The sequence below is a fragment of the Streptomyces sp. NPDC059696 genome (assembly GCF_042733745.1).
Classification (GTDB): Bacteria; Actinomycetota; Actinomycetes; order Streptomycetales; family Streptomycetaceae; genus Streptomyces.
This window is the reverse complement of sequence record NZ_JBHWFG010000005.1, coordinates 57,840-77,947: the sequence shown is the minus strand read 5'-3', so window position 1 is coordinate 77,947 and position 20,108 is coordinate 57,840. Positions and strand designations below refer to the sequence as shown.

The following is a 20,108-nucleotide window of genomic DNA, read 5'->3' as shown; positions in this document are numbered from 1 at the left end:
CACGCCGTGGCGGACTGGTGACTGCGGCCCCTGATCGCTCAGGGCGTGGCGGTTCCCACCCCGTCTGCTCGTTGAACGGCGCCGAGGATCCAGCAGCTCTCGGCATCGGTTCGTGCCTTCCGACTGGCTCAGCTACGACTCTTGCATACCCCCTCGGGGTATTGTACCTTCCAGCTTCGTGATACCCCCTGGGGGTATAGCCCTCGGGTCTGTTCCGGATGGAAGGGAAAGGCCATGTCGTCAGTCAATCCGCGGCGCTGGTGGGCGCTCGTCGTGCTCGCCGCCGCCCAGTTCATGGTGATCATGGACACCTCGATCATCGGGGTCGCGCTCCCCGAGATGCAGCAGGATCTCGGCTTCTCGCAGGGCGAGCTGCAGTGGGTCTTCAATGCCTACGTCATCACCTTCGGCGGGCTGCTCCTGCTCGGCGGGCGCCTGTCCGATCTGCTCGGCGCCCGCCGGGTCTTCACGGCGGGCTGGACCGTGCTGATCGGCGGCTCCATCGTCGCTGCCGCCGCGCAGACGGCGTGGGTCGAGGTCGTCGGCCGCGCGGTGCAGGGTGTCGGCGGCGCGTTGATCGCTCCCGCCGCGATGACCCTGCTCATGACGCTGTTCGCGCACGATCCCAAGGAACTCGGCAAGGCCATGGCGCTCTACGGCGCCGCGGCCCCGGCCGGCGGCACCGCGGGCGTCTTCCTCGGCGGCGTCTTCACCGAATGGCTCAGCTGGCCTTGGGTGTTCATCCTCTACGTGCCCATCGGCGTCGCCACGCTCGCCGCGACCAAGCTGCTGCCAGCGGTCGCCCCGCGCCGCGGCGCCATCGACGTGCTCGGCGCTGCGGCGGTCACCGCGGGCCTCGCGCTCGCCGTCTACTCCGTCGTACGGGCCCCGGAAATCGGCTGGGGCTCCACCCGGACCGTGCTCGAACTCCTCGGCGCAGCGGCCCTGCTGGTCCTCTTCTTCGTGCTCCAGCGGTCCGTGCGCGAGCCACTGATGCCTCTCGGCATCTGGCGGGTGCCGCGCCTGGGATCGGCCAACCTGGCGATGACACTGCTCGGTGCCGCGTGGATCCCGATGTGGTACTTCCTCAACCTCTACCTCCAGCAGGTACTCGGATACGGGGCGTTCGCCTCGGGCGCCGCGCTGCTGCCGATGACCGTGCTGCTCATGGTCTTCATGACCGCGATCACGGCACGGCTGCTGGCCCGCTTCGGCGCCAGGCCGCTGATCGCCGGCGGACTGCTCGTCCTCGCGCTCGGCCTGGTGTGGCTGTCGGCCGTGGAGCCGACCGGCTCCTTCGTGGTCGATGTGCTGCCCGCGTCGCTGGTGGCCGCGCTGGGGATGTCGCTGGCGTACATCCCGGCGATGATGGCCGCCATGTCCGGCGCTCCGGCCGAGCAGGCGGGCCTGGCCTCCGGCATCGTCAACACCACCTACCAGGTCGGCTCGGCGCTCGGCCTCGCGGCCCTCACCGCACTGGCCACCTCCCAGGGCGCCGGCGCACTCGGTGACCTGTCGGCGCTGACGGACGGGTTCAGCGCGGCGTTCCTCGCAGCGGCGGGCATCGCCGCGCTGGGCGGGGCCGTGACGCTGCTGGCCATGCGTACGGAGAAGGCGGTCGCCACCCAACAGCAGGTGAGCGAGACCGCCTCGGGTGAGCAGGCAAGCGTCTGACCCATGGGCTGTCGGCCCGCACCCGCAGGCACACCACCCACCCGACCGGCTCACCGCAGACTCCCTCCGCCCGGAGTCCGGTGAGCCCGTCGGCGCTACGAGAAGGGAACATCAGTCATGCAGTCGCGATCGTTCAAGGAAGCTGTCCGCCGGGGAGCCGAGCACCCCCTGGTGCGCATGACTGCAATGGCATTGCTCCAGGCCCTGGCCGCTCGCCCGACCGAGGGCAGGGGCGACGCCGGATCGTCGTGCGCCGGCCGCTGCACCGGGGCGAAGACCCGATAGCCTCCCCCTCCCGCAAACTCAGGCGCTGGGCTCCGAACGACGCCCTCTGCCTCACTCCGCGCCTACCGCGGTCGACTTCCTGCGTCAGTGCAGCGCCTGGACGGGTACAGGGCGCCGTGCGCCGCATCGGCCCGGCGAGAGGAGCAGCTGGACCGCTCGCCGGGCCGAGCACGGGCCGGCCGTGGAGGGCGTCGGCGGACGGTCCCTCGCCAGACGCGCCACCAACCTCTTCGGACGCCACGCGTCGATCGCCGACTCTCGGTCCGGGCAGCAGCTGCGGTGCTGCCGAAGCCGGGCTTTGTCTGTACCGGCTCACGCGAAGCGGCACTTCAAGTGGGTGGGGAGGGCGTGTCGACCACCCTGACCGGCTCGAGGTTCCGCCGCCCGGCGCCCAGCCCTCGAAGAGCCGCAGCCCCTCGCCGAGGGGTACGGGCATCACGTGCAGCCGGAGCTCGTCCATGAGCCCGTCCCTCAGGTACCCGGCCGGAGGCGGTGGGTGGGCATGAAGACCGGCGTCCGGAACGGCGGGTTGTCGCCTCAGAACTCCTCACCCGTGTCTTACATCATCCGGCCGATGGCCACTCCGGTGGCGCCGAACCACTCCCGCATCAGCTCGGAGTTGCGGTTCTCCTCCTCACCGGTCATGCCTTGACGCTCTTGCGGGCGTGCCAAGTTGTGGATCCACTCGAAGGGCGCCTCGACGCCGTCGCCTCCCGGGTTGTCGAGGGAATTGTCGGGGTCGGCCATGTAGCCGTCGAGGGAGATGGCCAGATCCGCGGTCACGGTCACGACAGGATGCTCCCGAAGCCTGCCGTGGGATGTGCTGCCTTCACTCCCATGTCGATCGGGAACCGGCGCATTTGACCTCCCCAGCGACGCGTGACAGTGAGGTGCGATGCAGTAGGGGCCCTGCCTTCCGGCAGGGCCCCTACTAGCCAACGAGATTGTCCCCAGTTCTACTTGAAGGACCCGTCCATCCGGTTGAGCCTGCTTTCTCGAAGCGGGCGGCGCAGGATGCGCCTGTCAGGCCGCCGATGGAGAGCTCGATCTCGGAGGCGGCCGCGGACGTCGCGCCGGGGGACCTCTTTTCGGGAGCCGTGCTGGTCATGCGCATCTCCTGCGGTTCGGGGTTGATGCCCGAACGGGGCCTTCAGGCCCGGCCGACGAGCTCGTAGCCAGCCTCGTCGACGGCGGCCCGGACGGCCTCCTCGTCGAGCGGGGCGGCGGAGGTGACGGTGACTTCGCCGGTCTTGGCGACGGCTTTGACGTCGGTGACGCCGTCCAGGGCGGATATCTCCTGGCTGACCGCCCCTTCGCAGTGGCCGCAGGTCATGCCGGACACCTTGTAGACGGCGGTGACCCCTGCGCCCTGGGCGTCGGTCACGGTGCCCGAGCCGCAGGAGCCGTCGGAGGAGCAGCAGGATCCGGCACTCGTCTGGGTGGTCATGGGTGCTCCCTCATGGTGTGACTGCGTGGGTCTGCCGTCGGAAGGGCTGCTTCGCGGTCCTCCCAACGATGCAGACACTATACCCCCTAGGGGTATGAATGGCTTGTGACCCAACCTACGCGCATGGGAGTCCCGCGAGCCGCAGTGAATAGGAAGCTCGCGGCCGTGCGCCGCAAGGGCCTCGGTGATCACTCTCGGGCAGTGCAGGGCGTGCTGCTGCGGGCCGGCGGCGGGTACCGCCCGCTTGATGCTCTGCCTCTTGTTCTGTCCTGGCGTAGGGGCGAAACGGTCTGCGTGAGGGTAGGCCGCGTATCCGTTACGTGGGCCGTGGGCTGTAGTGGCTCAGGAACATGTCGACGCCGCTGGTGAGGAGACGGTCGGTGAGGTCGTCGTCGATATGTGTGCCGTAGGAGCCGAAGATCATATGGGGGAAGACCAGGAGTGCGTAGAGCTGGATGACGGCCGCCTCCAGGTCCGGGATCGCCAGTCGGCCCTGGTCCACCAGGGTGCGCAGTGCCTTCGCGACCGCGGGATGGTGCCCCTCGGGTCCGTGCTGCCGCCAGGCCCGGCCCAGCTCGGGAAAGCGCTGGGCCTCGGTGGCCACGAGGTTGCGTAGCGCCGCCACCTTGCGATTGGTGCGCACTGATTGCACCCAGCTGCGAGCGGCGTCGAGGAGGGCTGTGCGCAGGTCCTCGGCCTCGGTCAGTTGTTCGAGCGCGGTCGACGCATCGCCTGTGAGGGGCTCGTCGAGGGCGCCTGTGATGACCGCGGTGAAAAGGGCTTCCTTGCTGCCGAAGTGGTTGTAGACGGTCACCTTCGACACTCCGGCCTCGGCGGCGATGGCGTCCATGCCGACGCCGAAGCCCTCCCGCAGGAACAGCTCGCGGGCGGCCCGCACGATGGCCTGCCGCTTGAGCTCCGCACGGGGGCCGACTGGGGGCTGCTTGGCACTTTCCCTGCCCATGACCAGGATTCTAGCACTCGCCTGAACTGAACAGTTGAGTTCAGATGAACTGAACAGTACAGTTCATGTGTGTGCTTGCGTTCAGCGTCGGCCATAGCCACGAGGGCCGCCATCACCGGGCTTGGCCTCCCCGCGCGCCCATCTGCCACCTCGCCTCAAGGACCTGTCATGACTCACTCCACTGCCGGTACTCCCCACGCACCGGACCACACCGCCTCTTCGCCTCCCGACCCGCGCCGCTGGGTCGCCCTGGCGCTGATCTGTCTGGCCCAGTTCATGCTGATCCTGGACGTCACCGTGGTGAACGTCGCCCTGCCCGACATGGCTGTCGACTTGGACCTCGACCGTGAGACGCTGACCTGGGTCGTCACCGCGTACACCCTCTGCTTCGGCGGTCTGATGCTGCTCGGAGGCCGCCTCGCCGACGCCCTCGGCGCGCGCCGCACCCTGCTCGCCGGACTCGCCCTCTTCACGACCGCCTCGCTGATCACCGGTCTGGCCGGTAACGCCCCGGTTTTGCTCGGTGGGCGTCTCGCCCAGGGGGTCGGCGCCGCCTTGCTGTCTCCGTCCGCGCTGTCGATCGTCACGACCACCTTCCACGGTGCCGAGCGCAACAAGGCCCTCGGCGTGTGGGCGGCGATCGGCGGGTCCGGTGCCGCCGCCGGGGTCCTGCTCGGCGGAGCGCTCACCGACGGGCCGGGCTGGCAGTGGGTCTTCTACGTCAACGTGCCCGTCGGCCTCCTCGTCCTGGCCGTCCTCCCCGCGTTCGTGGCGGCCCGGGCGCCGCAGCCAGCCCGGCTCGACGTTCCCGGGGCGCTGCTGGTCACCGCGGGCACCGGCGCGCTGATCTACGGACTGGTGAAGGCAGGCGACTCGGGGTGGGCGGCTCCTGCCACGCTGCTGCCACTGACCGGCGCGGTGGTGGCGTACGGACTGTTCGCAGTCGCCGAACGGGCCGGCCGGGCCCCCCTGATGGACCTGCGCATGTTCACCCGGCGGCCCGTCCTTGCCGGGGCGTTCCTGATGCTGATGGCCACCGCCCTGCTGATCGCCTTCTTCTTCCTCGGGTCCGTCTACCTCCAGCACCTGCGAGGCTTCAGCCCGCTGAAGACCGGACTGTTCTTCCTTCCTGTGGCCGTCGCCACCGGTGTCGGCGCGCACGTGGGCTCCCGCCTCGTCGGCCACATCGGCAGCCGCACCACGGCCGTCGCCGGCATGGTGATCGCGGCCGCCGCGACCGTGCCGCTGACCCGGCTGTCGGAGACGGGCAGCGTCTACGGGAGTCTGCTGCCCGGCCTTGTCATCGCGTCGGCCGGTATTGGCGCGGTCTTCGTCACCGCTACCACCACGGCACTCGCGATGGTGGAGCACCGCGAAGCGGGGCTGGCGTCCGGCGTCGTCAACACATTCCACGAGGTAGGCGGCTCGATCGGCGTGGCGGTCGTCTCCACAGTCGCGGTATCCGGCATCGAGCGTGGCATGGTCGGCGGATTCACCGACGCGTTCACGGTGTGCGCGGTGGCGGCCGCCGTCAGCGCCGCGGTGGCCCTGGGGCTCGTTCCGCGCGGCAAGCCGCGGATGACCGGCGGACCGCATGTGCACTGAGTTGACGGGTGCCCGGTTCGACGGCCCGCGTCAGGCTTCTGTGCCACCGGGAGCCGACAGGCTCTGCAATCACAGCGGGTCAGCCATTCGCCCTGGGAGATGGGGCACGCTGACCGCTGGCGCGGGTGATTCGTTCACCTGCGGTGCTGATCGCGCTCGCGCACTCCGGTGACGAGTACTCCGGCGGCGAAGAGCAGGACGAGGACGAAGATGGCGATACCGAGGACGTCCTGGAGCCCACTGGCCAGGCCGCTGTAGCCCACGTCGATGCCGAAGATCACCGAGCACACGCCGGCGACGAGGGCGGTCCAGCCCAGCCAGCCTGCGATCCGGCGACTGGTGAGAATCGCTGTCCCGAAGAGCGCGAGGGTCAGCCCGAGCAGGATGCGGAAGTAACTCTGGAAGCCCCATTCCAGCCAGCGCACGGTCTCGGCGTTGGCAAAGCGGATCTGCTTCTCCGATCCGGAGGCGCTGACCCAGGAGTCGACGGCCTGCTTCAGTCCCACTCCGTCCAGCCCTTGCAGCACAGCCCAGATTGCGGCGGTTGCCACAGCTGCCGCGGCCGCGAGCCGAGTGATCAGGAAGGACTGGTCGGCGGAGCGCAGGACGTGGTACAGCACGAGCAGGCCACTCAGCGTCACCAGGACGCCGATGAACTGGCCGAGATGAACGGCGATCCAGGTGCTGCTGTCCGCGTACTCGGTGAAGATTGCAGGGTGGTCGTCTTCCTCTCCGGACGGATGAAGGGCAGCGGTGAGGATGACGTTGAGAAGGAAGCCCCCGAGCATGAGCCCGCCGGCGATGGTCAGCGTGCGGCGTTGCGAGCCGGCTGTATCCGCCCCTGCGCCAGCATGCGTATCCGGGCTCATGAGCAGACCCCAGTCCTCTCGACGTCACCGAACGACGTCCTTAGAGATCACCAGCTGCTGCCTTCCTCTCAAGGAACGCAGCACCGCCTCACCCGAAAGAGGGCAGATCGCAGCCGATCACGCCGGCGCCCGGGCCACACGGCATGGGACAAACCGATCCGTCGAGGACCGGCAGCCGGGCAGCCCTCACGCCGTGCCAGGGTGCGGCGTGAGGGTCTACGCCGGGGCGGCCGGGATCACCCTGCCGACGGCCCCGGCGGTCCCGGCGGTCCCAGGTCCGGCCCACCAAGTCAGCCGAGGGCCTGGATGAGGTCGTTGCATGCCTGCTCGCAGGAGCGGCAGGCTTCCGCGCACAGGCGGCAGTGCTCGTGCATGTCGGCGTGCGCGGAGCATTCGTCGGCGCAGGCTTTGCAGGCGGTGGCGCACGCGGTGAGGATCGCGCGGGTGACGTTGGCGTCGTAACCGGTGTGCCGGGACAGCACGGACGCGGTGGTGTTGCAGATGTCCGCGCAGTCCATGTCGGTGCGGATGCACTTGGTGAGCTCACCGACCATGCCCTCGGACAGGCAGGCGTCCGCACACGCCGTACACGCCTGGGTGCAGGCGATGCATTCCTCGATACAGCGGGTGAGCTTGTCGCGGTCGACCTGGCCCAGATCGGCCGGGTAGGTGGCGAGCATGTCCTTGACCGTGGTCATCACCGGTCGCCTCCTTCGGATCGGTGCCGGAAGGTGGCGGGCCGGGACGGCCGCGCCTCTACCCCTTGCCGGCCCCTGCCGGGTTGGCCGGGCCCGGTGACACAAACGCGCTCGGGGCACCCCTGTTCTGCCAGGGGCGCCCCGAGCGCGCGGTCCTGTGGAGTGCGTCAGTGGTAGGCGTGAACGACGGCGTGGCCCTTGCCGCGGCCAATCATCCACTTGTTGACCGGCGTGGTGATCAGGAACGCCACCGCGAACCCGCCCAGCAGGGCCGACCAGAACAGGCCGTCCGACAGGTGAGCGTCCATCGCGCCCGGCGTCAGGGCGATGATCGCGTTGTCGACCAGCTCCATCACAGCGATGGAGACCGTGTCGGCGGCGAGCGCCACCTTGAGCGCCGACTTGAGGTCCAAGCCGGCTCGACGCACCGCGAACAGGGTGAACGAGTAGCCGAAGAGGAACGCCAGCGCGATCGCCAGAATCATGGTGGGTACGTTGCCCCACAGCAGCGCGGTGCCGATCACCATGCCGAGGATCTCGCCGATGGCGCACCCAGTCAGGCAGTGCAGCGTCGCCTTCACCGCCATGGCCCAGGACGCCCCCGCATGGGCGGCATGGTGAGCCGTCTGGCCGACATGACCGTGACCCTCGTGCGTGGTGTGGTTGTGCGGGGGGCCGGCGTGGTGAGCGCTGTGGTCCATGACCTTCTATCCCCATTCCCGTCCGATGACGTGGCCCCATCCGGGGTCAACGCTCCCGAAACATATACCCCCTGGGGGTATCACGCAAGGGTGATGCCGGTTCTCCAAGGGGCCGGTGCCGCCCGGGCCAGGTGCGGCCGGGACCGGTGAGCGATTGCGGCCGTCAGCCGCCGCCCGGTTACGCCGTTTGCGGCATCGAGGCGAACAAGACGGGTGCTCTACGAACACCGCCAACCCCGCCCGAGACCGGCCCGCCTCGCGGGTCCACGCGTCGCATGTTCTTGAACCGTGGCGACCTGAAGCCCCAAACCCAGTTCGTGCAGATGACGAGCGGAGACGCGTCGTCGCCCGGCGCGGGGTGTACTCGCGGTCACCAGATGCTCCGCAGAACCGTGGCGGAGATGGCGCCGGATGAGGGTGCCTCTCCCCGGGGGTGTCGCGCCGCGCAAGGCTTGGGGCGGGATAGATGCCGACCCCCGAGTGCACGTCTTGGCGCACCAGGAACGGAGCCCGCGGTCAGGGATCAAGGCCCGCTACGAGCCCGGCCAGGCACTCGTGCGGGGCCTGGCGCTGATGGGCTTGCCGTTCGTGCCCCTGCTGCTCGCGACCGCCATACCCGTACCGGATCCGACTTGGGGCTGTGGCTGCTCGCCGAGGTGCTGCCGACGCTCGCCGCGCTGGCGCTGGCCATCGGCGCGATGATCGCCTACCCGTTCGAGATGGGCACCATCGTCCGCCTCTCCGGCGACCGGCTCGTCGCCACCACTACGGGCTCCACAACACCATCTGCGGCATCCGCATCACCCTCGGCAACCTCTTCACCGCGCTCGACGCGGCCCGCGCCGCTGGAATGCCCGCACTGCCGTGGATCTCCCTGACCGTGCTCGGCTTCGCCTGCGGCGCCGCGCTGTACGGCCTGCACAGCACCGGCCGCCTGAAGGCTCCCGCCCCCGGGCCGCAGCCTGTCCGGTCTGCCCCCCGGTCCCTCAGGTCCAGGGGCCGGCACCGAACGGCGCCCGCCCCGCCGGACCCTGACTTGCTGACGGGCGGCCCGCACCCGCAGTGACCGGTGCTGGCCGGGGGCGGCCCGCCGGGAGCCGACAGATGGCTGACCGCCTGCCGGCTCCTGGCGTCGTGCTCGTCGCTCCGAGGCAGGGACTCAGTGCCCGTGGCTGTCGTCGGCGTGTCCGGCCTCTCCCTCGCTGTCCGTACTCGGGGAGGACTGGGATGGCGTAGTCCCGCTCTTCTCGGCGCGGCCGTCCCCCGACTCCTGCTCCTTGCTCTCCTCGGCGTGGCCGTGACCTGACTCCTGCCCCGTGCTCTCCTCGTCCCCAGTGACCTCTTGGCCGTGGCTGTGTCCGCCGCCGTCGGACTTCGCGGCCATGTCGGCGGCGATGCCGCGCAGTCCGAAGAACGCCATTCCCGCGGTGACGAGGACGAGGATGCCCGTCGGGCCGACGATGCTGCGCCAGCGTGCGGTCTGGTAGCGCAGCACATAGGCGACGAACGACAGGGCGAGACCGAAGGGGATGAGCATGGCCGCCCGCTCGGGGAAGTCCTCGAAGTGCTGCATCCCGCCGCTGAGCATGCCGATACCGAACGAGAGCGCCAGCGAGGACAGCACGACCCCGACGACCTTGGAGGCGCTGGGCCGCTGCCGCTTGAGGACGAATTCGTTCAGCAAGGTTGAACCCAGGAAGACCAGCGCGCCGATCATGGAGATCACCGTGTAGCGGTCGGGGTCCAGCGGGTGGTGCACCACCGCCCCACTGATCAGGCCCGCGCCGACGAAGGTGGTGGCGTAGCCGAGGTAGTCACCGATCACCGGCGTTCGCCTGGGCGCCCGGCGGCGTCCGCCGCGACGGCCACCAGACGGTGGCAGATTGTCAGCTTCCGACGTCCGGCTCCGACGTGATCCGGGCTGCGGTTCCATCGGCGCCCGGTCCTCGATGGGCGGACCCGCCGGACGGACGTGGGCGGCGGCTCGCGGTTGGTACGGCGGGTGGGGGTGCTGCGGGTGCTGGTAGGGAGAGTGCGCCTGCGGATGGGTGGGGAGACCGGCGCGGTCGACGAGGTAGGGCTGAGACACGAAGAGGGCCTTTCGCGGGTGGGCCGGCACGCGGAGTCACGCGACCGGACCGCCGGGGCTTACGTGGCAGGTTGCGTCGCTTCTCGGGTGCAGGGACGTGCGGACGCTCCGCGCGAGCCGGGAACATGGCACCACCGAAGTCGGTGGATGGCCATGCTCCGCTCGGACGGAGACCGCGCCGCCTGCGCGCGATGCCGACGGCCTAGATCCGCAGAATGGCCAACTGGGCGATGGTGCCCGCACGAGCCGGTGGCAGACGCCGACGAAGGCCGGAACGTTGCCCGTAGAGGCGCACCAGCGAGTTGCGCAGGGCGACAGCGCGTCCGCGGATTCCTCGTCGGGCGGCCGCCAGCAGCGCGCAGCAGCCGAGGACGGTGGCACAAAGGCCCAGTTCCGCCGCCCCTTCCAGGCCGTGATGCTCCTCCTCCATGGAAGTCGTCACCACAGGTGGAGCCGAATCACCGAGCATGGATTGCGCCTGTTGCGGTGCGTGCACATGGGCGGCGGTTTCGCTCCCATGGCCGGTGTCGGCGCTGCCCGCGTGGGCGAGGAGATGCATCAGACCGAGAGCGAGCAGCAACAGGAGGAGCAGACGCCCGATCGCGCCTCGCCCTGCCCTGGCTCCGTTGCTCATACGCTCCGTCATCTCGCCGTCGTGCCGACGTGACACCCCCGCAGCTGTCGCGGCGCATCAGCGTACCGGTGCTCTACGCCCGTGAGGCAAGGAGGGGAGGACTGAGTCACGATCCTCCGCCGACGGAGCCGAGCGGCCGTTGTCTCGTCGAGCCGGAGATCACCGCCGGATGACGTGGCATCGCGCGCCTCGACCCGGAGTCCGGTTCAGGCGGCCATCATGACCAGCATCGCGGACATCGTGCTGCCCATGCCGATGTGGGCCAGCAGTGCCGCACCGGGGGAGGTGCCCGGCGCCCGTCGGCGGCGTCGGCCGCCCGCAGCCGCGTGGGAACGGTGCTTTTCGCTCCTCAGCCGGGTCCTGTCCCACACGGAGACGGCCAGCGACGCGATGAACACGACCACCGCGTCGGGCAGGGCCAGAACGTGGCGCATCCAGCGGGACCCGCCACTGCGGCGGCCTGCCGCCGCGGCGGACCGGTCGGCGCTGCGGAAGCGTGTCCACAGGGATGCGGCGATCGAGAGCGCGAAGTACACGGCGAGTCCGAACAGGACCAGACGCCAGACCGAGGCGGAGCCGGAGGACGCCGCTGCCTGGGCGCCGGCGGAGGCCATGTCGTGACCGGCCATCCCCGAATGGCCGTTACCTGACATTCCCGTCATGGAGTGGCCCATCCCCGCCATTCCGGCCGCGCCCGTCGCTTCCGGGGAACCTTCCGTGCTCGCCGCACCGTGACCGTGACCGTGTCCGGACGTGCCCAGGGCGAGAACGGGACCTGAGGTGCTGCCGGGCATGGCAAGCGTCATGATCACCATGGCGGCACTGCCGATGATGTGATGTGCCCAGTGCCGACCGTGGCGCCAGCCGTGTCGCAGTGTGTGGCGCACAGACAGCAGGATCCCGCCGAGGCCGACGGCGGCGAACGCCGTCACCCACAACACGCCGTGGTCCCCGAAGGACGCCGAGGTGGCGGGCAGGAACATGGCGGCCATGCCCCCGGCCATGACCAGGTCGCCTCCCGCGGCGAAACGGGCCTCTCTGCTGTCGGCCGCCGCAAGCCGGGCCAGGCTCACCATGGCGACGAGTACGGAGACCGCCACGAGTGACCAGGTCAGAGCCGGACTTCCCATTGCTGCCCTCCGTATAGGGCCGACTACTACTGATGCCCTTGGTACGTGAGGGAGGCCTCGAGTGTTCAGCCTTACCCCTGCGGGGTATATTGATCAGGCAGTCCTTTCGACAGGAAGCACCAGTGAAGTGACGGCAGTCCCGGCAGCCCTCGCCTCACGGACTCGTGCCCCTCGTGGCATCGTCCGTTGGACTCGTGCTGCCGTCATCGCGCTGTTCGCCGCGCTGGCCGTACTGATCCACCATGAGGCGACGCCCGCGCCCCCGGCCTCGTCACTGTCGTCCGCCGTCGCGCACGTGGTGCCCGGGGGGATGTCCGGGCACGCACACGAAGTCGCAGCCGCGGAGCCGGCGGCTGCCGCACTCGCCGCATCCCCCGGGGACCGCACCGAGCATGCCCCGTGTGCCGGCATGGCCATGCAGCACTGCGCGCCGGTGAACCTCAGCAAGGTCACCCTCGTGCCGCCCGCGGACTCGCCCGCGCCGGGGAGCCTCGACGCCCACGGCGCCGTGGTCCTTGGTGCGGCGCCGGCCGGCACCGTGGGCCGGGCACCCCCGGATCTGTCCGTTCTCTCTCAGTTGCGCATTTAGGCCGTGCCCAACGGTCTCCTCGCAGCTTTCTCACGCCGAGGAGCCGTCTCCGCGTCTGCCCATGCGTACAGAGATCGAGGACAACCGATATGAACAGCGTCAACCGCCGCTCCGTCCTGCTGGCCGGCCTCGGCGCCGCGGGCGCGGGCGCGCTCGCCGCCTGCAGCGGCAGCCCGAGCACTACGCCTGCCCTGGTCAGCCCCTCCGGCTCGGCCGTCGCCGACACCGAGAAGAAGCGCCCCAGCACCGGCAGGACGCAGAAGGTGACTCTGACCGCCGCGCCCGCCACGCTCGACCTCGGCGGCGTCTTGGCCAAGAGCTGGGCCTTCAGCGGTCAGGCCCCGGGCAAGGAGATCCGCCTTTCCGTCGGCGACACGCTGGCCGCCGAACTCTCCAATCAACTGCCGAACAGGACCACCACGTCCGTCCACTGGCACGGCCTCGCCCTGCGCAGCGACATGGACGGCGTGCCCCCGGTCACCCAGAAGGCGGTGCGGGCGGGCTCCAACTTCACCTACCGCTTCCTCACCGACGCCCCCGGCACCTACTTCTTCCACCCCCATGTAGGTGTCCAGCTCGACCGGGGCCTGTACGCGCCGCTGATCGTCGAGGACCCGAAGGAGCCGCTGTCGTACGACGACGAGTGGGTCGTCGTCCTGGACGACTGGGTCGACGGTGTCACCGGCACGCCCGACGAGGTCCTCGCCGAGCTGCGCCAGGGCATGGGCGCCATGGACATGGGTCACGGCTCCGACTCCGGCAGCGGCCACGGCGGCCATGACATGGGGGACATGGAGGGGATGGACATGGGCGACGGTTCCGCGTCCCCTTCCGCCTCGTCCTCCTCCGGCGGGACGTCGATGAAGTTCATGCTGATGGGCGCCGAGAGCGAGCTTCTCGGCGGCGACGCCGGCGACGTGAAGTACCCGTACCACCTGGTCAACGGACGCGTCCCCGCGGACCCGGACGTCTACCGGGGCGAGCCCGGCAAGCGTGTACGGCTGCGGATCATCAACGCGGGCGGCGACACGGCGTACCGGGTGGCGCTCGGCGGCCACAAGCTGACGATCACCCACACCGACGGCTTCCCGGTCGAGCACCAGCAGGTCGACGCCCTGCTGATCGGCATGGGCGAGCGCTACGACGTCCTGATCACTCTCGGCGACGGCGTCTTCCCGCTGATCGCCCTGGCGGAGGGCAAGGACGCCAGCGGCATGGCCCTGGTCCGCACCGGATCCGGCAGCGCGCCGCAGGCGTCCGTCCGGCCGAAGGAACTGAACGGCAGGATCCTGACCGCCTCCCAGCTGAAGGCGGCGGATGACGTCCGGCTGGCGTCGAAGAAGGCGGACCGGGTGCACCGCATCGAGCTGACCGGCGGCATGGCCCGGTACAACTGGGCCATCAACGGCAAGGCGTTCGACATGGACGACCCGTCCGCGAACCCCATCCTCGTCGAGGAGGGCGAGCGGGTCCGGCTGGACTTCGTCAACACGACGCAGATGTGGCATCCCATGCACCTGCACGGCCACACCTACCAGCTCCCCAGCGGCGGCCCGCGCAAGGACACCGCGATCGTGCTGCCGAAGAAGACGCTGTCGGTGGAGTTCGACGCGGACAACCCCGGCCAGTGGATGCTCCACTGCCACAACGCCTATCACGGCGAGGTCGGAATGATGGCGCTGGTGGCCTACCAGGCGTGAACTCGGCCGTCTCGTGCGCCGGCCGGTGAACCGTCGGCCGGCACGCGGGGGCGAGTGTGGGAGGTCCCTGTTGTTGAGCCTGCCGGGAACTTCCGGCTGCTCGGCCCCGGGGACCGTGCAGATGCAGGAGTAACTGCCAGACGTGGCCGGACCGATGAAGATACCGGTCCAGTCGACGCTGATGTATTGCGAGGCGGACGCCGCTGCGCAGGTTAGGCGGCTCGGCGGATGGGCTCGTCGGCGCTGACGGCGGCCGGTGCCGGCGGGGCGGGCATGGTGCGGGAGGCCGCTTCCGGCAGGCGCAGTCCTTTGAGAGCCAGTGCGTTGACTGCGACGATGATGCTGGAGCCGGACATGGACAGGGCCGCGATCTCGGGCCGGAGGACCAGGCCGAAGGCGGGTTCGAACACGCCGGCTGCGATGGGCAGGGCGAGGGCGTTGTAGCCGATGGCCCAGCCCAGGTTCTGGCGCATCTTGCGCAGGGTGCCGCGGCCGATGCGCAGGGCGGCGGGCACGTCCAGGGGGTCGGAGCGCATCAGGACGAGGTCGGCGGTCTCGATGGCGACGTCGGTGCCCGCGCCGATGGCGATGCCAAGGTCGGCCTGGGCCAGGGCGGGGGCGTCGTTGACGCCATCGCCGACCATGGCGATTGTGCGGCCGGTGGCCTGGAGTTCGGCGACCTTGGCGGCCTTGTCGCCCGGCAGGACCTCGGCGATCACCGTGTCGATGCCCAGCTGCTCGGCGATCCGCTCGGCGGTGGCCCGGTTGTCGCCGGTGAGCATGACCACTTCGACCCCGAGGGCGTGCAGCTCGGCCACGGCGGTGGCGGAGGTCTCCCGGGGTGCGTCGGCTATGCCTATCAGGCCGGCCGCTCGCCCGTCGATGGAGGCGATCACGACCGTACGGCCGGTGGCCGCCAACTCGTCCCGCATCGCCGCGAGTTCCGTCAGGTCGATGCTCTCGCGTTCGGCCAGGCGGCGGTTGCCGACCACGACCCGGCGGCCGGACACGGTGGCGACGGCTCCGTGACCGGGGACGTTCGCGAACCCCTGCGCGCGTTCTGTCACGCGCTGTGTCGCCTCCGCATGGCGTACGACGGCTTCGGCGAGGGGGTGTTCGGACTCCCGCTCCACCGCCGCGACCAGGCGCAGCAGCTCGTCTTCGTGGATACCGGGAGCGGTGATCACGTCGGTGACTTCCGGCTCGCCTTTGGTCAGGGTGCCGGTCTTGTCCATGACGACGGTCTGGATGCGGGCGGAGGTCTCCAGCCCCATGGCGCTCTTGAACAGCACGCCGCGCTTGGCGCCGAGGCTGGTGCCGACCATGATCGCGGTGGGGGTGGCCAGTCCGAGCGCGTCCGGGCAGGTGATGACCACGACGGTGATGGCGAACAGCATGGCGGCACCGAGGGAGCGGTCGGTGGCCAGCAGCCAGACGGCCAGCGTCGCGGCCCCGCCGATTAGGGCGACGAAGACCAGCCAGAACGCCGCCCGGTCCGCGAGCCGCTGTCCCGGGGCCTTGGAGTTCTGGGCCTGCTGGACCAGCTTGACGATCTGGGCCAGGGCGGTGTCCGTGCCGACCTTCGTCGCCCGCACGCGCAGCGTGCCGTTGGCGTTGATGGTGGCACCCACGACCTGCGAACCGGGCTCCTTGTGCACGGGCAGGCTCTCGCCGGTGACCATCGACTCGTCGATCTCGCTGGTGCCTTCCTCGACCACGCCGTCGACGGCGATCTTGGCGCCGGGGCGGACCAGCAGCAGGTCGCCGACGGCCACCTCGGCGGTGGGTACCTCGACCGGTTCGCCGTCGCGCAGCACGAGTGCCTTGGGCGGGGCCAGGTCGAGGAGGGCGCGGATGGCGTCGTTGGCGCCGCCGCGGGCGCGCATCTCGAACCAGTGGCCCAGCAGCACGAAGGAGGCCAGCACCGTGGCCGCCTCGTAGAAGACGTCCCCGCCACCGGTGAGCGTGACGATCAGGGAGTACAGCCAGCCGGAGCCCACGGCGACAGCGACCAGCACCATCATGTCCAGGGTGCGGGCCCGCAGGGCGCGTATCGCGCCGTCGAAGAAGATCGTGCACGAGTAGAAGATCACCGGCAGGCTCAGCAGCAGCGCCCACACGTCCTCCCGCAGCCCGAACGGGACGGGCACGTCCAGGTTGAAGACGTCCTCGCCGATCGGTGACCAGATCACGATGGGGATCGAGAAGAGCGCCGCGACCAGGAAGCGGTTGCGCATGTCGGCCACCATGGCCGCCATCGACATGGCGCCGTGCCCGCCGTGGCCCATCACTTCGTGGGGCGAGGGCATCTCTTCCTCATGCTCAGGGCCGGTCGGCGCGGTCGGTTCGTGGACGCGAGGCTCGGCTGTCGCCTCGGGCTTCGCGGTCGCGTGGCGCGCGTGCGCGCCCGGTGACGGTGCGCTCGGTGCCGTTGCTGTCGGAGCGGGTGAATCGGGCTCGGCCATCGGGTCGCAGAGGTGGGCCGGGACGGACTGACCCGCGCAGTGCAGGCCGCATTCCTGTATCCAGTCGCGCAGCTCCGCCAGGGACGTGCGCCTCGGGTCGAAGACCACCGTCGCCGTCTGCGCCACCGGGTTGGCCTCGACATCGAGCACACCGGGCCGTCGGCCCAGGACCGCGGTGACGGTGCTCTGCTGGGAGGCCCAGTTCAGGCCCCGTACGTCCAGCACCGCCGTACTGCTTTCCTTGGGAGTGCGGGCGTACAAGGGCTCGGAGGGTCCGGTGTTCCCCTCCTGGCCTTGGTGTTCCGGATGATGATCGTGCACAGTCACTTCTCCTTCGCAGGGCGAGCAGTGGCGCCCTCCCAAGCCCGTACTTCGACGGTGCGCGCGATGAGGGCCAGCAGCAACACGACGGCGGACGCCACGACCCCTCTGCGTAGGCGCCGGTAGGTGCGGTCAAGCAATGGCATGGGCACTTCTGCTTCCAGCAGTGCGCGCCCGGCCGCGGGACGCCATCGTCCATTGCGCACCCTCAGCTGACGGCGGTGTGTATGGCGCGGCGGAACAGCAGGCCGACGGCGAGGGCGAGGCCGGTGACCCAGGCGAGGGCGATGAGTAGTGGGCCGGTCTCGTCGAAGGAGGCGGTGAGCGCGGCGTCGTACAGGACCCGGGAGGTCCCGTAGCCGGGCAGGGCGTGGTCCAGGCCGGACACCTGGGAGTTGAGCATGGGGCTCTGCTCGATACCGAGGTCGAGGAACGGCACGAGGAAGGCGACGAACACCCCGCCGACCCGGCCGAAGAGCGAGCCGATCAGCACGCCGATGAGGCCGTAGGTGAGGCCCGTCAGTGCGTTGGCGGCGAGGTAGAGGGCCCATTGGCGGGCGTCGAACAGAACGGCCGTGACGGCCACGGAGGCCGCCGTGGCGATCAGCGCGCCCAGGGCGACGACGGACAGTCGCGCCGTGAGCAGACTGCGAGTGCGGCCAGCGAGGCGATGGCGACCGGCGTCATGAATCCGGGATGGGCGTCGGGGAACCAGAAGCGCACCGTGATCTCGCGGCCGTTCTCCGGCAGCACCATGGTCTGGTATTTCTCCGGGGTGGTCACCGCGGCGAGCAGGATGAAGATCGCTGGTACGGCGATCAGCAGGGCCCACAGCACGCGGTTGCGGCCCGCTGTGCGCAGCCCCATCCGTACGGCGGTGGAGAGCTGGCCCGCCTGCCGGTGCGTGCGGGCGGTGCGGCTGGTGGCGGCGATGACGGTCCAGGCGAGGGCGAGCGCGGCCGCGGGCCAAAGGACCCCTCAGCTGCACGATGCGGTCGAAGCGCTCCTCGACGGTCACGAAGTGACTGATGATCAGCACCGATCGCCCCGCGCGGCGCCGCTCGGCGACCAGCTCCCAGAACCTCAGATACGTGTCGAAGTCGAAGCCCGCATACGGCTCGTCCAGCATCAGCACCTCCGGGTCGGCCAGCAGAGCGAGCCCGAGGTTGAGCTTGGACAGGGTGCCGCCGGACAGCTGGTCGGCACCGGCCGCGGCATACCGCTCGAAGCCCAGCGACTCGTAGATCTCCCGGCGGGCGCGGCGCTCCGCCTCGGGAGCCATCCCGTACGCCCGGCCGAAGAGCTCGAAATGCTCGTCGCGGGTGAGGCGTTCGTAGACGACGGGCTCCTGCGGGCAGCAGCCGAGCCGGCCTTGGTACGACACCGCGCTGGCGTCCGCGCTCAGCGCGCCGACGAGGATCTTCATCAGGGTGCTCTTGCCGGAGCCGTTCTCCCCGACCAGGCCGACGACCTCGCCGGGCGCGAGCGAGACATCGACACCGCGCAGCACCTGCAGGCTCCGCCGGGCGGGCCACACACCGCGCCGGTACGCCTTCTCGATCCCGGCGGCCTCCAACACGGGTAGCTGCGGCACCGGTGGCGCCGGGGACGGGGAGGCGTGGCCCGTGGGAAGCATGACCCCTCCTGGACTTGCGGATGCGGTGGTCAATCGGTGGCCTTCGGTGCGCGAGCGGGGATGTCACGGAAGGCGTCGGCGAACGCGTGCACCAGTGTGGCGGCGGTGTAGCCGATCCCCCAGAGCCCCCATGCCGCGGGCGGTGCGTCGGTTGCCAGGAGCGGGGCGAGCGGGAGAACACAGACGGCCGCGAGTGCCGACGCGCGCCGGGACCGGTACGCGTTGGTCACGCCGCGATGCCGCACCCGCCTGATGCGGAAGGCGTACTGCCCGGTGACGAGAAGCTGGACAGCGATCAGGACCCAGACCAGGACGGTCACGGCCCTCACCTCCGGGCGCTGGTGTGGTGCTCAGGCGTGGGCGGCCGGTCGCCGTGCGACACGGGTGGGGCGCCGTGGCGCTTTCCGAAGCGGGGCCAGAAGGCGGGGGTGTGGGCGGCGTACGCCTCCCAGTTGGCGCCGAACCTCTCGGCGACCTCACGTTCCTCGCTGCGGGCGAGACGGGCGTACACGTATACAAGGACCGGGAACATGATCAGGGTGGGGATGGTGGGCCACTGCAGCAGGAACCCGATCATGATGAGCAGGAAGCCGTCGTACTGCGGGTGGCGCACATGGGCGTATGGGCCGGTGGTCGCCAGACGGTCGTGCTGGGCGGCGTCGTGCAGGACGCGCCACGCGGCGGCGATCAGCCAGAAGCCGACGCCGATGGCGACATAGCTGGCCAGGTGGAAGGGGCTCAGGTGCGGGTCGCCACTCCAGCCGGTCAGGTCGTTCCAGAGGTGGCCGCCGGCGTGGGTGTCCTTCAGCAGCGGGAACTGGGAACCGAGCCAGCTGCCGAGCAGGTAGATCGTCAGCGGGGTGCCGTACATCTCGGTGAACAGCGCCACCATGAACGCGCTGTAGGCGCCCATCGCCCGCCAGTCCCGCTTGCTCTTGGGGTGGGAGAAGCTCGCGGCGAAGGCGATGAACAGCAGGGTGTTGAGCACCACCAGCGGCCACAGTCCGTATGCGGCGTCAGCCATGATGTCCTCCCACATGATGGGTCGGGACGGCAGTGGTGCGGCGCTGTCCGCGGGCGATGCCGCTCATGCGGTGCTGGTAGGTGTCCGCGTCGACGCGGTGGTGGAGGCGAAGGCCCACCAGCCACCGTTCGGCTTCCTCCAGTGCGGCGCGCCGTCCACGCAGGCGGGCCAGCGGCGGGCGGCAGGGCTCGTCCGGGGTGATCAGGCGGGCGATGTCATAGACGACGCCCGCCAGGATCAGCGCCCCGGCCAGCGAGGCGATCAGGGCGACCATGGC

Annotated in this window: 18 protein-coding genes and 1 pseudogene; 4 read left to right on the top strand and 15 right to left on the bottom strand. The window is 70.2% G+C overall.

Annotated elements, in window-relative coordinates; genetic code table 11:
* Positions 1-234 precede the first annotated feature (234 nt).
* Positions 235-1,674: an MFS transporter gene (locus tag ACFV20_RS07105; RefSeq protein WP_385653335.1), complete on the top strand. Its 1,440-nt coding sequence runs from the start codon at positions 235-237 to the stop codon at positions 1,672-1,674.
* A gap of 843 nt (positions 1,675-2,517) precedes the next feature.
* Here ACFV20_RS07105 and ACFV20_RS07100 read toward each other — a convergent pair.
* The 3 genes from ACFV20_RS07100 to ACFV20_RS07090 form a co-directional block, all read right to left on the bottom strand.
* On the bottom strand, positions 2,518-2,748 hold the full coding sequence (locus ACFV20_RS07100; protein WP_385653333.1) for a hypothetical protein: 231 nt from the start codon (positions 2,746-2,748) through the stop codon (positions 2,518-2,520).
* Between the two features lie 361 nt (positions 2,749-3,109).
* Positions 3,110-3,406 (bottom strand): heavy-metal-associated domain-containing protein, encoded by a 297-nt coding sequence (locus tag ACFV20_RS07095; RefSeq protein ID WP_385653330.1) that lies wholly within the window; start codon positions 3,404-3,406, stop codon positions 3,110-3,112.
* A 316-nt stretch (positions 3,407-3,722) separates the two neighbouring features.
* The gene (locus ACFV20_RS07090; RefSeq protein WP_385653327.1) at positions 3,723-4,370 is read right to left on the bottom strand and encodes a TetR/AcrR family transcriptional regulator; all 648 of its coding nucleotides are present in this window, start codon (positions 4,368-4,370) and stop codon (positions 3,723-3,725) included.
* Positions 4,371-4,538: 168 nt separating this feature from the next.
* On the opposite strand from ACFV20_RS07090, the gene ACFV20_RS07085 reads away from it, so the two are divergent.
* Positions 4,539-5,975, top strand: a complete 1,437-nt coding sequence (locus tag ACFV20_RS07085; RefSeq protein WP_385653325.1) for an MFS transporter — start codon at positions 4,539-4,541, stop codon at positions 5,973-5,975.
* Positions 5,976-6,109: 134 nt separating this feature from the next.
* Here the strand turns inward: ACFV20_RS07085 and ACFV20_RS07080 are convergent, their stop codons facing one another.
* From ACFV20_RS07080 to ACFV20_RS07070, 3 genes are all read right to left on the bottom strand, one after another.
* Positions 6,110-6,844 (bottom strand): hypothetical protein, encoded by a 735-nt coding sequence (locus ACFV20_RS07080; RefSeq protein WP_385653323.1) that lies wholly within the window; start codon positions 6,842-6,844, stop codon positions 6,110-6,112.
* Positions 6,845-7,134: 290 nt separating this feature from the next.
* A complete protein-coding gene (locus tag ACFV20_RS07075; protein WP_385653321.1) occupies positions 7,135-7,542 on the bottom strand; it encodes a four-helix bundle copper-binding protein in 408 nt (135 codons plus the stop codon).
* A gap of 167 nt (positions 7,543-7,709) precedes the next feature.
* Positions 7,710-8,243 carry a DUF4396 domain-containing protein gene (locus ACFV20_RS07070; RefSeq protein WP_385653319.1) on the bottom strand — a complete coding sequence of 178 codons (534 nt, stop codon included), beginning with the start codon at positions 8,241-8,243 and terminating at the stop codon, positions 7,710-7,712.
* Between the two features lie 525 nt (positions 8,244-8,768).
* Between ACFV20_RS07070 and ACFV20_RS07065 the strand changes: the two are divergent.
* Positions 8,769-9,207: pseudogene (locus ACFV20_RS07065) on the top strand (MFS transporter); the annotation flags it as partial.
* 195 nt (positions 9,208-9,402) lie between these two features.
* Here the strand turns inward: ACFV20_RS07065 and ACFV20_RS07060 are convergent.
* The 3 genes from ACFV20_RS07060 to ACFV20_RS07050 all read right to left on the bottom strand — a co-directional run bounded on the left by ACFV20_RS07060 (position 9,403) and on the right by ACFV20_RS07050 (position 12,096).
* Positions 9,403-10,068, bottom strand: coding sequence for a hypothetical protein (locus ACFV20_RS07060; protein ID WP_385653317.1), 666 nt, complete (start codon positions 10,066-10,068; stop codon positions 9,403-9,405).
* A gap of 466 nt (positions 10,069-10,534) precedes the next feature.
* Positions 10,535-10,966: a hypothetical protein gene (locus tag ACFV20_RS07055; protein ID WP_385653315.1), complete on the bottom strand. Its 432-nt coding sequence runs from the start codon at positions 10,964-10,966 to the stop codon at positions 10,535-10,537.
* Positions 10,967-11,172: 206 nt separating this feature from the next.
* Positions 11,173-12,096 (bottom strand): DUF5134 domain-containing protein, encoded by a 924-nt coding sequence (locus ACFV20_RS07050; RefSeq protein ID WP_385653313.1) that lies wholly within the window; start codon positions 12,094-12,096, stop codon positions 11,173-11,175.
* A gap of 678 nt (positions 12,097-12,774) precedes the next feature.
* Here ACFV20_RS07050 and ACFV20_RS07045 point away from each other — a divergent pair.
* Positions 12,775-14,385, top strand: coding sequence for a multicopper oxidase family protein (locus tag ACFV20_RS07045; RefSeq protein WP_385653311.1), 1,611 nt, complete (start codon positions 12,775-12,777; stop codon positions 14,383-14,385).
* A gap of 212 nt (positions 14,386-14,597) precedes the next feature.
* Here ACFV20_RS07045 and ACFV20_RS07040 read toward each other — a convergent pair whose 3' ends face one another.
* From ACFV20_RS07040 to ACFV20_RS07015, 6 genes are all read right to left on the bottom strand, one after another.
* Positions 14,598-17,111 carry a heavy metal translocating P-type ATPase gene (locus ACFV20_RS07040; protein ID WP_385653309.1) on the bottom strand — a complete coding sequence of 838 codons (2,514 nt, stop codon included), beginning with the start codon at positions 17,109-17,111 and terminating at the stop codon, positions 14,598-14,600.
* 62 nt (positions 17,112-17,173) lie between these two features.
* The gene (locus ACFV20_RS07035; protein ID WP_385653307.1) at positions 17,174-17,317 is read right to left on the bottom strand and encodes a hypothetical protein; all 144 of its coding nucleotides are present in this window, start codon (positions 17,315-17,317) and stop codon (positions 17,174-17,176) included.
* Between the two features lie 62 nt (positions 17,318-17,379).
* Positions 17,380-18,807: an ATP-binding cassette domain-containing protein gene (locus ACFV20_RS07030; protein WP_385653305.1), complete on the bottom strand. Its 1,428-nt coding sequence runs from the start codon at positions 18,805-18,807 to the stop codon at positions 17,380-17,382.
* A gap of 29 nt (positions 18,808-18,836) precedes the next feature.
* On the bottom strand, positions 18,837-19,127 hold the full coding sequence (locus ACFV20_RS07025) for a hypothetical protein (RefSeq protein WP_385653303.1): 291 nt from the start codon (positions 19,125-19,127) through the stop codon (positions 18,837-18,839).
* Between the two features lie 5 nt (positions 19,128-19,132).
* Positions 19,133-19,831: a methyltransferase family protein gene (locus tag ACFV20_RS07020; RefSeq protein WP_385653301.1), complete on the bottom strand. Its 699-nt coding sequence runs from the start codon at positions 19,829-19,831 to the stop codon at positions 19,133-19,135.
* Positions 19,824-20,105: a hypothetical protein gene (locus tag ACFV20_RS07015; protein WP_385653299.1), complete on the bottom strand. Its 282-nt coding sequence runs from the start codon at positions 20,103-20,105 to the stop codon at positions 19,824-19,826. Before ACFV20_RS07015 ends, ACFV20_RS07020 begins: the two co-directional genes overlap by 8 nt.
* Positions 20,106-20,108: the final 3 nt, after the last annotated feature.

Coding starts and splice junctions, on each gene's coding strand:
- ACFV20_RS07095 (WP_385653330.1), bottom strand. CDS start 3,406: ATGACCACCCAGACGAGTGCCGGATCCTGCTGCTCCTCCGACGGCTCC.
- ACFV20_RS07080 (WP_385653323.1), bottom strand. CDS start 6,844: ATGAGCCCGGATACGCATGCTGGCGCAGGGGCGGATACAGCCGGCTCG.
- ACFV20_RS07045 (WP_385653311.1), top strand. CDS start 12,775: ATGAACAGCGTCAACCGCCGCTCCGTCCTGCTGGCCGGCCTCGGCGCC.
- ACFV20_RS07070 (WP_385653319.1), bottom strand. CDS start 8,243: ATGGACCACAGCGCTCACCACGCCGGCCCCCCGCACAACCACACCACG.
- ACFV20_RS07090 (WP_385653327.1), bottom strand. CDS start 4,370: ATGGGCAGGGAAAGTGCCAAGCAGCCCCCAGTCGGCCCCCGTGCGGAG.
- ACFV20_RS07075 (WP_385653321.1), bottom strand. CDS start 7,542: ATGACCACGGTCAAGGACATGCTCGCCACCTACCCGGCCGATCTGGGC.
- ACFV20_RS07050 (WP_385653313.1), bottom strand. CDS start 12,096: ATGGGAAGTCCGGCTCTGACCTGGTCACTCGTGGCGGTCTCCGTACTC.
- ACFV20_RS07030 (WP_385653305.1), bottom strand. CDS start 18,807: ATGCTTCCCACGGGCCACGCCTCCCCGTCCCCGGCGCCACCGGTGCCG.
- ACFV20_RS07015 (WP_385653299.1), bottom strand. CDS start 20,105: ATGGTCGCCCTGATCGCCTCGCTGGCCGGGGCGCTGATCCTGGCGGGC.
- ACFV20_RS07020 (WP_385653301.1), bottom strand. CDS start 19,831: ATGGCTGACGCCGCATACGGACTGTGGCCGCTGGTGGTGCTCAACACC.
- ACFV20_RS07055 (WP_385653315.1), bottom strand. CDS start 10,966: ATGAGCAACGGAGCCAGGGCAGGGCGAGGCGCGATCGGGCGTCTGCTC.
- ACFV20_RS07105 (WP_385653335.1), top strand. CDS start 235: ATGTCGTCAGTCAATCCGCGGCGCTGGTGGGCGCTCGTCGTGCTCGCC.
- ACFV20_RS07085 (WP_385653325.1), top strand. CDS start 4,539: ATGACTCACTCCACTGCCGGTACTCCCCACGCACCGGACCACACCGCC.
- ACFV20_RS07035 (WP_385653307.1), bottom strand. CDS start 17,317: ATGCCATTGCTTGACCGCACCTACCGGCGCCTACGCAGAGGGGTCGTG.